Source organism: Dechloromonas hankyongensis (assembly GCF_022012295.1).
GTDB classification, from domain to species: domain Bacteria; phylum Pseudomonadota; class Gammaproteobacteria; order Burkholderiales; family Rhodocyclaceae; genus Azonexus; species Azonexus hankyongensis.
This window is the reverse complement of record NZ_JAKLTN010000001.1, coordinates 968,423-984,345: the sequence shown is the minus strand read 5'-3', so window position 1 is coordinate 984,345 and position 15,923 is coordinate 968,423. Positions and strand designations below refer to the sequence as shown.

The following is a 15,923-nucleotide window of genomic DNA, read 5'->3' as shown; positions in this document are numbered from 1 at the left end:
AATGATGGCATGTCCGTCCGTCGCCCCTCTCTTGCCCTGGCCGCCCTGCTGCTCGCCGCCGCTACGCCGCTGGCGGCCGGAGAGCTGGTGCTGCAGGCGCCGCGCGACATCCGAGACCTGCTCACGCCCTACCTGCCCGACGAGGCGGGCAGCCCGCAGCGCCTGCAGGGTACGCTGAGCGAGATCCTGGCGACCGAAGGCTATTTCGCGCCGACATTCGAATTCACGGACACCGACGGCGAGCTGCACCTGGCCCTCGACGCCGGCCCGCGCACCGTGGTCGCCAGCGTCGATCTGAGCATCAGCGGCCCGGTGGACGCCAAAACCCGGGAACAACTGGAGAAGGACTGGCGCCTGCCGGTTGGCCAGCCGTTTCGCCAGGACGACTGGAACACCGCCAAGCAGCAGGTACTCGCCCGCCTGCTGGCCGGCGAACACGCCGATGCCCAGCTGGAGGATAGCGAGGCGGCCATCGATGTCGAAAAACACAGCGCCGAGCTGCACGCCCATTACGCGACCGGACCTCGCTACCGTTTCGGCGCCCTGCGCGTCGAGGGACTGGAGCGCTACGAGCCGGCCCTGATCGAGCGCTACAACCGCAGCGTGCAGCCCGGCCAGCCCTACAGCGAGGAGCGACTGAACGCCCTGCAGGGCACCTTGCAGGCTACGCCCTACTTCGCCTCCGTACGCACCACCATCGACCGCGACGCGGCCGAAATCGACGCCGACGGCACGGCCACCGTTCCGGTCGTCGTCCGCGTCCGCGAACGATCACCGCAGCGGGTGTCTTTCGGCGCCGGTGCCAGTTCCAACACCGGCGCCCGCGTTGAAGTCAATTATCACCACAACGACCTGCTCGGCCATGCCTGGGAGCTGGACAGCGGCCTGCGCCTCGAACAGAAGAAGCAGACCGCCTACGCCGACGTCTTCCTGCCGCCCGACGCCCGCTTCCGCCGCAACAGCGTTGGCGCGATGGCCGAAGCCACCGACATCGCCGGCCTGAAAACCGAGCGCTACGCCTTCGGCGCGCAGACTGTGCAGCAGCGCGGCAGCGTCGAGCAGCGCCTGTCGATCAACTGGCAACATGAACTGCGCGAACCGGACGGCGCCGAGTCGGTCACCAGCCGGGCGCTGGTGCCCAACGCGATGTGGACCTGGCGCCATGTCGACAGCCTGCTCGACCCGCGCCGCGGCATCGTGCTGCAGGGCCAGATCGGCGGCGGCGCCCGGGCGGCGCTGTCCGACCAGAATTTCGTCCGCCTGCACAGCCGCGTCCAGTACTACGTCCCGCTCGGCCGGCGCGACACGCTGACCCTGCGCGGCGAGGTGGGCTATACGCTGGCCGATTCGCGCCAGCACATCCCGCAGGACTACCTGTTCCGCGCCGGCGGCGCCGGTTCGGTGCGCGGCTATGCCTACCAGAGCCTGGGCATCAAGGAAGGCGCGGCGACGGTCGGCGGCCGCTACTTGGTCATTGCCAGCGCCGAAGCGACGCACTGGCTGAACGAGGACTGGGGCGTCGCCGCCTTCGTCGATGCCGGCGACGCACTCGATTTGCTCAAGGATGCCCGCCCGGCGTTAGGCTACGGCCTCGGCGCCCGCTGGCGCAGCCCGGCCGGGCCGATCGGCGTCGACCTGGCCTACGGCGAACGCACGCGCGGCTTCCAGCTGCATTTCTCGCTGGCCATCCCCTTCTGACATGCGCCGCCACCTCGTCCGTCGCGGCCTGATCGCCACTGCCGGCCTGCTTGGCGTCGCTGCTTGGCTGGCCGGCAGCGAAAGCGGCCTGCAGGCTGCGCTCAGCCTGGCGAGCGGCGCCAGCGGCGGCCGCCTGCACATCGAACAGGCACGCGGCCGGCTGCTCGGCCCGCTCGATATCGGGCTGCTGCGCTGGCAGGACGCCGACCTGCAACTGGCCGCCACCACGCTGCACCTCGACTGGTCGCCAGCCGCCCTGCTCCACGGCACGCTCGACGTCGCCGCGCTCGACGTCGCGACGCTGCACATAACCAAGCGGCCGAACGACGAGCCGACCGTCGTTCCCGCCGACCTGCAACTGCCGCTGGCCGTGGCCATCGCGCACTTCGGGCTCGGCGAACTGGCTTACAACGGCCGCCCGCTGGCCGGCCGCATCGCCGGCCGCCTGACCAGCGATGGTCGCCAGCACCGCGTCGACGACCTGAGCCTGCAGGCGGCCGACGTGTCGCTGGCCGGCGCCGCCAGCCTCGACGGCCAGGCGCCCTTCCCGCTCGCCGCCACGCTGAACCTGCAAGGTCAGCTCGACCAGCGGCCGCTCGCCATCGCGGCGACCGCCAGCGGACCGCTGGAGCGCTTCGACGTGGGCCTGGTCGCCACCCAGGGCGTGGACGGCCATGCCGAAGCCACGCTGACGCCCTTCGCCGCCGCCCCTTTCGCCAGCGCCCGCCTGCAACTCGACCACATCGACCCGGCCAGCTGGCAGGCCGGCGCGCCGCAGGCCAAACTGACCGTGGTCGCCGATATCGTGCCGGAAGGGGACGGCATCGTCGGCAGCTTCGGCCTGACCAACCACCGGCCTGGTCCGTTCGACCACCAGCGCCTGCCGCTCGTCACGGTGGCCGGCGCCCTCGCCTGGCACGGCGAGCAGTTGCGCTTGACCGATGTGCACGCCACCCTGCCCGGCGGCGGCGAACTGACCGGCCGCGGCGAGTGGCAGGCCAGCGCGGTCAGCCTCGAGCTGCAAGCTGCCCGCCTTGATGCCCGACAACTGGTTTCGGCCCTGCACAGCACCCGTCTGGCCGGCCCGATTACTGCCACGCTAGCCGGCGACCGGCAACAGCTGCACGTCGACCTGCGCGACCCCGGCTTCAGCCTGCTCGCCGACGCCAAGCTGGCCGAAAGGCACCTGCGTCTGACCAAGCTGGCGCTGAGCGCCGGCAACGCCCGCCTTGCGGCGCAGGGCGAGCTCGCCCTCGACGCGCCGCGCCAATTCACCGCCGAAGGTGAATTGCAGCACTTCGACCCGAGCCGTTTCGGCCGCCTGCCTGTCGCGCAGATCAATGCCCGCCTCAAGGCCAGCGGCCGGCTGGCGCCGCAACCGGTGGTCGACGCCGGCTTCGTCCTGGTCGACAGCCGGGTGTCCGGCCAGCCGGTGAGCGGCCAGGGCCAGCTCGCCGTCGCCTGGCCGCGCATTCCCAAGGCCGACCTCGAACTGGCCGCCGGCGACAATCGGCTGACCGCCCGCGGCGCCTACGGGCAGGCCGGCGACCTGCTCAAGCTCGACATTGATGCGCCGCAACTGGCGCCCTTCGGCCTGGAAGGCAGCGTACAGGGCCACTGGGAACTGAGCGGCACGCCGCACAGCCCCCGTCTGGCTGGCACGCTGAATGCCGGAAAGCTGGGCTGGCCCGGCCATGGCCGGTTGAACGGTTTATCCCTCGACGCGGCATTCGGCAGCGAGCCAGCGGCGCCGCTGCACATCGATCTCAGCATCGCCCAGGTCGATAGCATTGACCAGCCGGGCCTGCTACGCGCCGTTCGGATCCAGGGCGACGGCAGCAATCAGGCGCACCGCCTGACGGCCAGCGCCGACGTCGCCGGCAAGAACCATCTGGCACTGCTCGCCGAAGGCGGCTGGGACAGCACCAAAACAAGCTGGAACGGCCGGCTGGCCGAGGCCCGCCTCGACAGCGCCGATAGCGCCCGCAATGTCCGCCTGCTCGCCCCGGCCCCGATCACGCTGGCCGCCACGGCTTGGCAATTGGGGCCGCTGCGCCTGGGCGGCAACCCGCTGGACTGGCAGGCCACCGTGCAGGCCAGCGCCGACGAGCGGCAACTGGCCGCCACGCTGGGCGCGCGCGGCAGCCGCATCGGCCAGATCGACGGCCGGCTCGATGCGGCCATGCGCGGCGCCTGGTCGCTGGCCGGCGATAGCCGCTGGCAGGGCAGCCTGAGCGCCGACATCAACGACCTCGGCTGGCTGGCCGAAATGATCGGCGAGGGCTGGCAAAGCGAAGGGCGGCTCAAGGGCGAACTGCAGCTGGCCGGCACCCCGAACCGGCCGGTGAGCAGCGGCCGCCTGCGCGGCGACCAGCTGGCCCTGCGTCTGCCCACGCAGGGCCTGAACCTGGCGCGCGGCGAACTGGACATCGACCTGCGCGACAACCGGCTGCGCATCAACCGGCTGGGCTTCGACAGCCTGTTGCAGCCCCTGCCCCGCCCCCTGCGCGTCGAAACGCGCAACGACTTGTCCGGGTTGGACAAGACACCGGGCCGCCTGGAGGTCAGCGGCGAGATGCAGCTCGGCCGCGACGAGGGCCAGGAAAACGCCTGGCTGGCTGTCCGCCTCGAGCGCCTGGGCGCCTTCCAGCTGCCTGACCAGTGGATTGCCGTCTCGGGCACCGGCCGCCTGAGCTGGCAGGCCGGCACGCTCGGCGCCCAGGGCAAGCTGGCGGTCGATGCCGGCTACTGGCAACTGGCCAAGGGCGGCACACCACGCCTGTCCGACGACGTGGTGGTCAAGCGGCCGGGCAAGGAAAAGCCGGCGGCGGCGCTGCGCCCCCGCCTCGATCTCGACATCGCCACCGACCTCGGCAACAACTTCCTGTTCAACGGCGCCGGCCTCTCCAGCCGCCTCGATGGCGAAGTGCGCATCACCGCCAAGGGGCGCGATCTGCCGCGCGCCAGCGGCACCATCCGCACGCGCAGCGGCCGCTTCGAAGCCTACGGCCAGAAGCTGGACATCGAGCGCGGCGTGCTCAATTTCAACGGCCTGCTCGACAATCCGGGCCTCGATGTGCGCGCGGTACGCAAGGGTCTGGCCGTCGAACCCGGCGTCCAGATCAGCGGCACGGCGCAGAAACCTGTCATCAAGCTGGTCTCCGATCCGGACCTGCCAGATGCCGAAAAACTGGCCTGGCTGGTCCTCGGCCACGGCTCGGAACAGATGGGGGCCGGCGACGCGACGACCCTGCTCTCGGCGGCCAGCGGCCTGCTCGGCAACGATTCAGGCAATGTCGTGCAGCAGGTGAAAAAGACCTTCGGTTTCGACGAGTTGGGCGTGCGTCAGGGCAGCCTCGGCGACACCGGCGGCCGCCAGCAGGTCAGCCGGGTGGCCGGCGGCAGCGTGGACACCACGGGCAGCACCGGCCAGCAGATTTTCTCGGTCGGCAAGCGCCTGTCGTCGCGCGCCCTGCTCTCCTACGAACAGACCCTCGGCCGCGCCGAAAGCATCGTCAAGCTGACGGTCAATCTCAGCCGGCAAATCGCCGTCATCGGCCGGGCCGGCAGCGACAATGCGCTGGACGTGTTCTACACGCTGACTTTCGGGCGCAAGGCAGACAGCGACTCGCGCTGAGCGTCCTCACAGCCCAAGCGCGGCCACCACGATGGTCGCGGCGCCGAGCACCAGGTTGAACACGACACCCTTGCGGATACGCTCCAGCGCCTGTCCCGCCCGCTGCCAGTCGGCGGCGGCCACCGCCGCCGTCAGCGCCGGATAACAGATGCCGTACAGGTAGGCGAAGACGACGGCCATGATCAGGCCGCTGCTCATCATGGCGTGCCAGGCGCGCGGCGCTGCGGCGAAACCGACATCGAGCAGGCGCAGCAGACCGGACGCCACGATGACGAGCACGGCAATGGCGACGACCCGGAAGAAACGCCCGAGCACCGCCGCCATCAGCGGCAGACGCTGCGCCGGCGGCAGCTGGGTCACGGCGACCGGCCGCAGGCAGAACTGAACGAAGAACATGCCGCCGATCCAGACGATGACACCGGCGAGGTGCGACAGGAGCAGTACGTTTCTCATGGCGGGGTTATCCGTGTTTGGCGGGGTGATGCGGCAGATGGGCGCGTACCCAGCTTATCAGGTCGTCGACGTAGGTGAACACCACCGGGATGACCAGCAGGCTGAGGAAGGTCGAGGTGATCAGGCCGCCGATGACGACGATGGCCATCGGCGCGCGGAAGCTCGGATCGACGCCGATGCCGAGCGCAATGGGCATCATGCCGGCGCCCATCGCCACCGTGGTCATGACGATCGGCCGCGCCCGCTTGCGGCAGGCGTCGAGCAGCGCGCTCCAGCGGTCCAGGCCGTGCTCGCGGCGGGCCAGCACGACATAGTCGATGAGCAGGATGGAGTTCTTGGTGGCGATGCCCATCAGCATGATCAGGCCGATCATCGACGGCATGGACAGTGCCTTTTGCGCGACGAACAGGGCAAGGAAGGCGCCGGGCACCGAGAGGACCAGCGCGGCGAGGATGGTCACCGGCTGCACGAAATCCTTGAACAGCAGGACCAGCACGATGTAGATGCACAGCACGCCGGTGGCCATGGCCAGGCCGAAGCTGGCGAACAGCTCGCCCATCGCCTCGGCATCGCCGACCGTAGTCTGGATGATGCCCGGCGGCAGGTTGGCGATGCTGGGCAGGGCCAGCGCCTTAGCCTCGACTTCGCCGAGCGGTACGCCGTTCAGCTCGATTTCGAAATTGATGTTGCGCAGCCGGTCGTAGCGGTCGATTTCGGCCGGCCCGCCGGCGATGGCGATGGTTGCCACGTTGGCGAGCACCACCGGCCCGCGCGCGCCGGGCACGGTCAGCCGCTCGAGCAGGGCGAGGTCGGTGCGCGCTTCCGGCGGCAGCTTGACGACGATGGGCACCTGGCGCTGCGCCAGGTTGAGCTTGGCCAACCCCTGGTCGTAGTCGCCGGCGGTGGCGATGCGCAGCGTATCGGCGATGGCCTGCGAGGTGATGCCGAGATCGGCCATGCGGGCGAAATCGGGACGGATGACCAGCTCCGGGCGGACCAGACTGGCCGTTGTCGTCACGTTGCCGATGCCCGGGATGCCGCGCAGTTCGCGCTCGACGACGCGGGCATGCTCGGCCAGCAGCTGGCCGTTCTCGCTGGCCAGGACCAGGATGTATTTCTCGTTGGCCGAGCCGAGGCCGACCTTGATCTGGGCGCCGGGAATCGCCGTCAGCGCCTGGCGCAGCTCGCCCTCGATGTCCTGCTTGGTGGTCCCCGGCCGTTCGCCGCGCGGCGTCAGGTTCAGGGTCAGCGTCGCCTTGCGCACCTCGGCGGCGCCGGCTGGCGCGAACGGATCGCTGCCCGCCTTGCCGCCGCCGACGGCGGTATAGACCAGCCGCACGTGCTTGTTGGCCTCTGCGATGCTACGTGCCTGTTCGGCGGCGGCAAAGCTGTCGTCGAAGGTGACGCCGGGTGGCAGGGTCAGGTAGATCTGCGTCTGCGACAGGTCGTCGGGCGGCAGGAAGCCCTTGGGCAATAGCGGCACCAGCATGAAGGAGCCGACGAAGAAGACGGCGGCGGCGAGCATGGTGACGATGCGATGGCGCAGGCACCAGGCCGCCCAGCCTTCATATACCTGCAACCAGCGCAGTGGCTTGTGCTCGCTGCTCACCGGCTTCAGGATGTAGGCGGCCATCATCGGCGTCAGCATGCGGGCGACGACCAGCGAGAAGAAGACGGCGATGGCCGCCGTCCACCCGAACTGCACGAAGAACTTGCCGGCAACACCGCTCATGAAGGCGGTGGGCAGGAAGACGGCGATCAGCGTGAAAGTGGTGGCGATGACCGCCAGGCCGATCTCGTCGGCCGCCTCCATGGCCGCCTGGTAGGGCGTCTTGCCCATGCGCAGGTGGCGCATGATGTTCTCGATCTCGACGATGGCGTCGTCGACCAGGATGCCGACGACCAGCGACATCGAGAGCAGGGTCACGACATTGAGCGTGAAGCCCATCAGCCACATGGCGAAGAAGGTCGGGATGGCCGACAGCGGCAGCGCGGCGGCCGACACGAAGGTGGCCCTGCCGTCGCGCAGGAAGAGCCAGACGACGAGCACGGCAAGCAGCGCCCCCTCGATGAGCAACTTCATCGAGCCCTCATAGTTATCGACCACCGGATCGACGAAATTGAAGGCTTCGGTGATCTCGATGTCCGGGTGCTCTGCCTTCAACCGGTCCAGCGCAACGAGCACGGCATCGCGCACTTCGATCTCGCCCGCCCCCTTGCTGCGCGTCACCTCGAAACCGACCACCGGCTTGCCGTTGAGCAGCGCCGCCGTGCGCTGTTCGCCCACCGTGTCGCTGATCTTCGCTACCTGGTCGAGGCGGATATGGCGGCCGTCGGACAGCACGATGTCCATGCTGCCCAGTTCGTCGGCGCTCTGCACGGTGGCCAGCGTGCGCACCGACTGCTCGCTGCCGCCGATATCCGACTTGCCGCCGGAAGCTTCCTGCTGGATGCGCTTCAGCTGGCGCGAAATGTCGGCCGCCGTGGCGTTCAGCGCCAGCATGCGGGCCGGATCGAGTTCGATGCGCACTTCCCGCGTCACGCCGCCGACCCGCGCCACCGCGCCGACGCCGCGCGCCGACAGCAGCGCCTTGCTCACCGTGTTGTCCACGAACCACGACAGCGCCTCGTCGTCCATGCGCTGCGAGGCCACCGTGTAGGTCAGGATCGGCGCCCCCGACAGGTTCACCTTGCTGACCACCGGGTCCTTGATGTCGCCCGGCAGGTCGGCGCGGATGCGCGACACGGCGTCGCGCACGTCGTCCACCGCCTCCTGCGTCGGCTTCTCCAGGCGGAATTCGACGGTGACGATGGCCGTACCGTCCTGCACCTTGGTGTAGATGTGCTTGATGCCCTGCAGGGTGGCCACCGAATTCTCGATCTTGCGCGCCACCTCGGTTTCCATCTGCGCCGGCGCGGCGCCGGGCAAGCTGGCGGTGACCGTCACGGTAGGCAGATCGATATCCATGAACTGCTGGATCTTCATGCCCTTGAAGCCGATCAGGCCGGCCAGCGTGAGCAGCAGGAAGAAGAGGATGGCCGGCGTCGGATTGCGGATCGACCAGGACGAAACGTTCATGGCGCAGCGCCCGTCACGACCTTGACCGCGTCGCCGTCGGCCAGGAAGCTGGCCCCCGTTTCGACCACCCGCGCCCCGTCCGTCAGGCCGGACAGCACCTCGACCCGCTCGCCGAGACGGCGGCCGAGCGTTACCTTGATTTGCGCCACGCGGTCCTCGCCCTCGAGGCGGAACAGGTAGGCAAAGCCCTCGCGCAGCACCGTGGCCGTCTGCGGCACCGTCAACGCCGGGCTGCGCCCGAGTTCGAACTCGCCGCGTGCGAACATGCCGGCACGCACCGCCGGCGAGGCCGGCAGATCGACATAGACCAGGCCGTTGCGCGTCTGCGGATCGATGCTCGGCGCCACGGCGCGCACGCTGCCCTTGACCGCTTCGCCGCCCGGCGCGGTCAGCGTGGCGACGGCACCCGGCCGCAGCTTGGCCAGATCAGCCGACGGCACTTCCGCCCGCCATTCCAGACGGCCGCCGCGGATCAGGCGGAACAGCTCCTGCCCGGACTGGGTCAGCGAGCCGACCGTCGCGCTGCGCGCCGAAATGACGCCGTCGTCCGGCGCCAGCACGCCGGTCTTGTCCATTTTGAGCTGCGCCGCCTGCTGGCGGGCCTGGGCGGCAGCCAGCCGGGCCTGCGCCGTGTGCTGGGCGGTCTGGTACTGGGTATTCAGTTGCGAACTGTAGAAGCCCTTCTCGCGCAGTTCCCTGGCCCGTTCGGCATTGGCCTTCGCCTCGCCGGCGCTGGCTTCCAGTTCGGCGACGGCGGCCCTGGCCTCGGCCAGTTCGCTGGCCACTGTATCGCTGGCGATGCGCGCCAGCACCTGGCCCTTCTTGACCACATCGCCGACCTGCACACGCACTTCGGTGATGCGGTAATTGGCGATCTCGGGGCCGATCACCGCTTCCTGCCAGGCGACGACATTGCCGTTGGCCGGCAGAACCTGCGGCCAGTCGAGGGTCTGCGGCGTGGTCAGGCGCACGGTCAGGGCCGGCCGGGCCGCGGCAGCGGGCTTGGCGGGTTCCGCCGGCTTGTCGGCCGACGGACGCAACACAACGAAAAGGACGCCCGCCGCCCCCAGGGCAGCGAGCGCCAGCAGACGGGACTTGCGCCCGCCGGGCAGACCCGACGTCTTGAATTTCATGCCATTACCTGTATCGACCGCACACGGAAAGAAGCCCCCAGCAGGGGGCTGTAGCGGTCAATGATACCGCTTTCGGCGCTTATGTCAGCGCCTTAATGACCCTGCGGTCATCACGGTTTAGCCAGCTGTTCCTTGGCCTCGGCCTCCGTTTCGCTGATCTTGGGCGCGAGGTGGCGCTTCTCCATCGCCTCGCCCAGTTTCATGCGCAGGAAGGTGCTCGAGGTGTAGCGCGTCACATCGTGGTAGTGCCGGTCGACGACGCCTTTCACCATCTCGATGTAGTCGTCGACCAGTTCGGGCAGGATGCTGAAGCGGTCGTAATTGACGATGGCGTTGACCTTGTGGCCGAGCGGGTCGAGCGCCGCATCGACCGCCGCCTCGACGCGCCGGATGTCGTCGGTGCTGCGCACGTTGAGGCCGGAGAAGTCGAGGAAGAACAGGTTTTGCGCCGCGTCGTAGGACAGGCGGTCGGGCAGCGGCACGTCGAGCATTTCCGGGCGGATGCCCATCGGCCCCTCGCCGAAGATGCGCGCGTCCATGATCGCCAGCTCGCCGTCGATGATCGGGCGGAAAGCCATCTTGTCGAGGATGTCCTTCTGCAGGTCGATGCCGGGTGCGATTTCGGTCAGTTGCAGGCCCTGCGCCGTCAGCCGGAAGACGCAGCGCTCGGTGACGTAAATCACCTCCTTGCCGCGCCGCGCCGCTTCCGGGCCGCTGAAGGTGCGGTGCTCAACCTCGTGGACGAATTTGATCGACTTGCCGTCCTCGCGGATGTGCAACTTGCCGCCCTCGATCGCCACGTCCAGATTGCCGGCCGTGAAGGTGCCGACGAAGACGACCTTCTTGGCATTCTGCGAAATGTTGATGAAACCGCCGGCCCCGGCCAGCCGCGGGCCGAACTTGGAGACGTTCAGGTTGCCCTCCCGGTCGGCCTGGGCCAGACCGAGGAAGGCGATGTCCAGCCCGCCGCCGTCGTAGAAGTCGAACTGGCTGGGCTGATCGATGATCGCCTGGGTGTTGGTCGCCGCCCCGAAGCTCAGGCCGCCGGCTGGCACGCCGCCGATGACGCCGGGTTCGGCGGTCAGGGTCAGCAGGTCGATGATGTGCTCCTCGGCCGCCACGTTGGCGACACCTTCCGGCATACCGATGCCGAGATTCACCACGGCGTTGGCCTTGAGTTCCATGGCCGCCCGCCGGGCGATAATCTTGCGCTCGCTCATTTCCATCGGCGCGATGGCCGACATCGGCACCTTGATCTCGCCGGAGAAGGCCGGACTGTACGGCTCGGCGAAGGTCTGCATGTGGTATTCCGGCTTCTCGGCGACCACCACGCAATCGACCAGGATGCCGGGAATCTTCACCTGGCGCGGATTCAGCGTGCCGCGCTCGGCCACCCGCTCGACCTGGGCGATGACGATGCCGCCCGAGTTCTTGGCCGCCATCGCGATGGCCTGCGCCTCCAGCGTCAGCGCCTCCTTCTCCATCGTGATGTTGCCGTCCGGGTCGGCCGTCGTGCCGCGGATGATGCCGACATGGATCGGGAAAGCCTTGTAGAACAGGTATTCCTCACCGTCAATTTCCATGATGCGGACGATATCCGTGGTCGTCATGGCGTTCAGCTTGCCGCCGCCGAAGCGCGGATCGACAAAGGTGCCCAGCCCGACCCGGGTGATCGTCCCCGGCTTGCCGGCGGCGATATCGCGGAACAGGTGGGTGATGACGCCCTGCGGCAGGTTGTAGGCCTCGATGCGGTTGGCCACGGCCAGCGCCTGCACCTTGGGTACAAGCCCCCAGTGGCCGCCAATGACGCGGGCGAGGAGGCCATCGTGGCCGAGGTGATTAAGGCCGCGCTCCTTGCCGTCGCCCTGCCCGGCCGCATAGACCAGGGTCAGGTTGCGCGGGCTACCCTGGCCTTCGGTATCGGCTCCCTGGCTCTCAACAAAGCGCTGTTCGAGCGCGATGGCGATGTTCTCGGCAAAGCCGATGCCGACGAAGCCGCCGGTGGCGACCGTGTCGCCATCGCGGATCAGGCGAACCGCATCGCTGGCCGACACCACCTTGCCGGTGTCGGAAGCGCGCAGCGAGTTCGCCATGGGGTGGCGTGAAATTGGCATGTTCATCTCCTCGCTTTTTATTATGTTTAGACGATACCGGTGGCGTAGAAAACCCCGATCACCACGAACACCGCCAGCGTCTTGATGCAGGTGATGGCGAAGATGTCCTTGTACGACTGGCGATGAGTCAGGCCGGTCACGGCGAGCAGGGTGATGACTGCGCCATTGTGCGGCAGGGTATCCATGCCGCCGGACGCCATCGACGCCACGCGGTGGAAGACTTCGAGCGGAATGCCTGCGGCGTTGGCGTTGGCGATGAAGGTTTCGGCCATCGCGGCGAGCGCGATGCCCATGCCGCCGGAGGCGGAACCGGTGATGCCGGCCAGCGACGTGACGGTGATCGCCTCGTTGATCAGCGGATTGGGAATCGCCGACAGGGCGTTGGCCACCACCAGAAAGCCGGGCAGCGCGGCGATCACGGCGCCGAAACCGTATTCGGAAGCGGTGTTCATGGTCGCCAGCAGGGCACCGCCGATGGCGCTCTTGCTGCCTTCGCCGAACTTGCTGAACACCATCTTCCAGCCGAAGACGAAGACCGTCGCGATGCCGATCAGCAGGGCACCTTCGACCGCCCAGATGGCGGCCACCGCCTTGGTCTGCTGGACCACCGGCGCGGCCTTGCCGATCACCGCCGGGATGAAGGACACCTTCTCACCGTAGAGGGCCGGGATGGCCGAGGTGAACACCTTGTTCATGACGCCGACCATGACCAGCGGCAGGATGGCGATGACCGGATGGGCCAGGTTGGCGCTGTCGATCGGCTCCGGCTCGTTGCTGTGGCCTTCGCCATAACCTTCACCGGCGGCAGCGGCGCGGCGGCGGCACCATTCCAGGTAGCTCAGGCCGCAGATCAGGATGAAGACACCGCCGATGGTGCCCAGCCACGGTGCAGCGTAGATGTCGGTCTTGAAGAAGGTGGTCGGGATGATGTTCTGGATCTGCGGGGTACCGGGCAGCGAGTCCATCGTGAAGGTAAAGGCGCCGAGTGCGATAGTGCCGGGGATCAGGCGCTTCGGAATGCCGCCCTGGCGGAACATTTCCGCCGCGAACGGATAGACCGCGAAGACGACGACGAACAGCGACACCCCGCCGTAAGTCAGCAGGCCGCAGACGACGACGATGGCGAGCATCGCCCGCTCACGGCCGATGATCCGAATCACTGCGGCGACGATCGATTTCGAGAAGCCGGACAGTTCGATCACCTTGCCGAATACCGCACCGAGCAGGAAGACCGGGAAGAAGTTCTTCACGAAGCCGACCATCTTGTCCATGAACAGGCCGGTGAACATCGGCGCGACCAGGTTGGGGTCGATGAACAGTACGGCGCCCATGGCCGCGATGGGGGCAAACAGGATGACGCTGTAGCCGCGATAGGCTACGAACATCAGGAACGCCAGCGACGCCAGCACGATAAGAAAGTCCACGATTTGTCTCCTTGAGAATTGTTGTAAAGCCAACCCTAACGCACGGGGCGTGCCAGAAAAATCAACTCATTGAACAATATGGAATTTCTTGAAATCCTGAACGTCGCAACGGGTCCAGCGTGTTCGCCGGCCCGGACAGAGTGTCCGGATCGGCAGACAGTCAGGCCAACTGGGCGTCGACGCCCAAGGCTGCCATCTTTTCGTACAGTGCGGCGCGAGAGATGCCCAGCTGGCGCGCCGCTTCGGCCTTGTTGCCGCGGGCGCTCTGCAGCGCCTGGCGGATCGCCTCGCGTTCGGCCTGGGCCACCGCCTCGGCCATGCCGACCGGACGCAGGCTGACCACCTTGGGCGAGTCGACAGGCGTCGCCGGCATGACGGCATCGAGATCGTCGGCCTCCAGCGTGTCGCTGTCCGACATCAGCAGCGCCCGCTCCAGCACATTGGCCAGCTCCCGCACATTGCCCGGCCAGTCGTGCTGGCACAGGCGGTTGATCGCCCCAGCGCTGATCCCGCGCGGCGGCATGCCCTGGTTGCGGCAGATCGAATCGACCAGGTAATCGGCGAGCAGGGCGAAATCCTCGAGCCGCTCGCGCAAGGGCGGCGTGCGCAGGGTGATGACATTGAGCCGGTAGTAAAGGTCGGCGCGGAACTGCCCATCGGCGACCATTTTCTCCAGGTTGCGGCTGGTCGCCGCGATGACCCGGACATCGACGGTAGTCAGCCGGTTCGAGCCGACCGGCTCGAACTCGCCTTCCTGCAAGGTGCGCAGCAGCTTGGCCTGGAGTGCCGGCGACATGTCACCGATTTCGTCGAGGAACAGGGTGCCGCCGTCAGCCAGCTTGAACTTGCCGTCGCGGCCGCCGCGTTCGGCCCCGGTATAGGCGCCCGGCGCGACGCCGAAGAATTCCGCTTCGAGCAGGGTTTCCGGCACGGCGGCGATGTTGACCGCGACGAAGGGCGCGTCGATGCGCGCACTGGCGGCGTGGATGGCCTGCGCCAGCAATTCCTTGCCGGTCCCCGTCTCGCCCAGGATAAGCACCGCGGCTGTCGTCCGCGCCGCCCGCCGCGCCGCCTGCTTGACGGCGCTGCACGCCGCCCCGGCACCGACGAAGCTGGCGAAGGTGTATTTGGTCTTGCGCGCCTCGGCCAGTTTCTTTTTCGCTTCGGCTAGGTCACTACGCAGGCGCTGGTAGCGCGACATCAACGACAGCACATGGCGCGTATCGTCGTACAGCATGAAACCGACGGCGCCGACCACCTTGCCCGCCTTGTCGTGCAAAGGCAGACGGGTGACGACGAAGGCCGCATCGCCGAATTCCATGATGTCGAGCATGATCGGCCGCCCGGTTTCCACCACCTGGCGCATCAGGCTGTTGGGAATGATCTTCTCGATTTCCTGGCCGACGACCTGCTCCGGCACGGCGATCCCAAGGCGTTCCGGATAACGTTCGTTCATCCAGACGATACGCGCCTCGGCGTCGACGATGACCGCCCCCTCGCAATACTCGGCGTAATGCGCGAGCAGGGACTCGGAAGCGAGCTGTTGCAGGTCTTCGGCGGAATTCATGCCGCTATCGGTTCCTCAATTGGATAGCGCCGCCTCGATTTCGGCAAAGGTGCTGGCGAGCTCGAAACCGAGCACCGGCACGCCGAGCTGGCGACCGATGTTGGTAGCCGAGAACATGCCGCGCACGCGGGGCAGGCCCGAAGTCGGATCGACGTCCTCGACCAGGATGTGCTGGCGGCCGAGATGCTTCAGGGCGTCGAGAATGTCGATCACCCGGGCATGCAGCACCTCGTTGAAATACAGGGTATCGACGTGGCCGATCGGCGTCATCAGTTCGGCCACCCGCAGTTCGTCGCGCTTGCAGCCACGGGCCTGGGCGACCTGCATCGGCTTCTCGCCGAGAATGTCGCGGGCGGTGATCAGGCCGAGGACCGCATCGTGGGTGCCGCTGACGATCAGCATGCGGACCCCGCGCGCAATCATCCGCGCATTGGCCTCGATCACCGAGTCGTCGGGGCCGATCATCACCACATTGACACGCAGGAAATCGGTCATCGCCTCGATGGCCGGGGAATCAGCGCCCACCAGGTTGTATCCGGAAGCGCTCAGGGTAACGTTCTTGGAAATCTTGTGCGTACGCACTTTGGCAGCCAAAGTCATGTCTCGATCCTCCAGCGGGTTCTTGTTTTACCGACCAAACATCTCTCTGTGGAACCGGAGTTGCCCCGATGTGTTCAAGGCAGAACCGGTGCCCTTCAAGTATTCGGCGAATCGGGAGACATTACAAGCGTTTTGAGGGAAAACCCTAAGCCAGCAAAACTCAAACCAAAAGATCAATCTAACTTCCGCTGTCACGGGATTGTATGTTTGCCCGGATT

Annotated in this window: 9 protein-coding genes; 2 read left to right on the top strand and 7 right to left on the bottom strand. The window is 67.5% G+C overall.

The window, feature by feature from the left end; translation table 11 throughout:
• Positions 1 to 9 precede the first annotated feature (9 nt).
• Together LZ012_RS04700 and LZ012_RS04695 are read left to right on the top strand one after the other, a co-directional pair.
• Positions 10 to 1,698, top strand: a complete 1,689-nt coding sequence (locus LZ012_RS04700) for an autotransporter assembly complex protein TamA (RefSeq protein ID WP_275708051.1) — start codon at positions 10 to 12, stop codon at positions 1,696 to 1,698.
• 1 nt (position 1,699) lies between these two features.
• Positions 1,700 to 5,335 (top strand): translocation/assembly module TamB domain-containing protein, encoded by a 3,636-nt coding sequence (locus tag LZ012_RS04695; protein ID WP_275708049.1) that lies wholly within the window; start codon positions 1,700 to 1,702, stop codon positions 5,333 to 5,335.
• A 6-nt stretch (positions 5,336 to 5,341) separates the two neighbouring features.
• Here the strand turns inward: LZ012_RS04695 and LZ012_RS04690 are convergent, their stop codons facing one another.
• From LZ012_RS04690 to LZ012_RS04660, 7 genes are all read right to left on the bottom strand, one after another.
• Positions 5,342 to 5,788: a DUF4149 domain-containing protein gene (locus tag LZ012_RS04690; protein ID WP_275708047.1), complete on the bottom strand. Its 447-nt coding sequence runs from the start codon at positions 5,786 to 5,788 to the stop codon at positions 5,342 to 5,344.
• 7 nt (positions 5,789 to 5,795) lie between these two features.
• A complete protein-coding gene (locus LZ012_RS04685; RefSeq protein ID WP_275708045.1) occupies positions 5,796 to 8,867 on the bottom strand; it encodes an efflux RND transporter permease subunit in 3,072 nt (1,023 codons plus the stop codon).
• Entirely contained in the window at positions 8,864 to 10,000 is a 1,137-nt protein-coding gene (locus LZ012_RS04680) for an efflux RND transporter periplasmic adaptor subunit (RefSeq protein ID WP_275708042.1), read from the bottom strand. The genes LZ012_RS04685 and LZ012_RS04680 overlap by 4 nt, the downstream gene beginning before the upstream one ends.
• 110 nt (positions 10,001 to 10,110) lie before the next feature.
• On the bottom strand, positions 10,111 to 12,114 hold the full coding sequence (locus LZ012_RS04675; protein WP_275708040.1) for an acyl CoA:acetate/3-ketoacid CoA transferase: 2,004 nt from the start codon (positions 12,112 to 12,114) through the stop codon (positions 10,111 to 10,113).
• Between the two features lie 26 nt (positions 12,115 to 12,140).
• Positions 12,141 to 13,538, bottom strand: a complete 1,398-nt coding sequence (locus LZ012_RS04670) for a GntP family permease (RefSeq protein WP_275708038.1) — start codon at positions 13,536 to 13,538, stop codon at positions 12,141 to 12,143.
• A gap of 160 nt (positions 13,539 to 13,698) precedes the next feature.
• Positions 13,699 to 15,105: a sigma-54 interaction domain-containing protein gene (locus LZ012_RS04665; protein ID WP_275708036.1), complete on the bottom strand. Its 1,407-nt coding sequence runs from the start codon at positions 15,103 to 15,105 to the stop codon at positions 13,699 to 13,701.
• A 15-nt stretch (positions 15,106 to 15,120) separates the two neighbouring features.
• Entirely contained in the window at positions 15,121 to 15,705 is a 585-nt protein-coding gene (locus LZ012_RS04660; protein WP_275708033.1) for a CBS domain-containing protein, read from the bottom strand.
• Between the last annotated feature and the right edge of the window lie 218 nt (positions 15,706 to 15,923).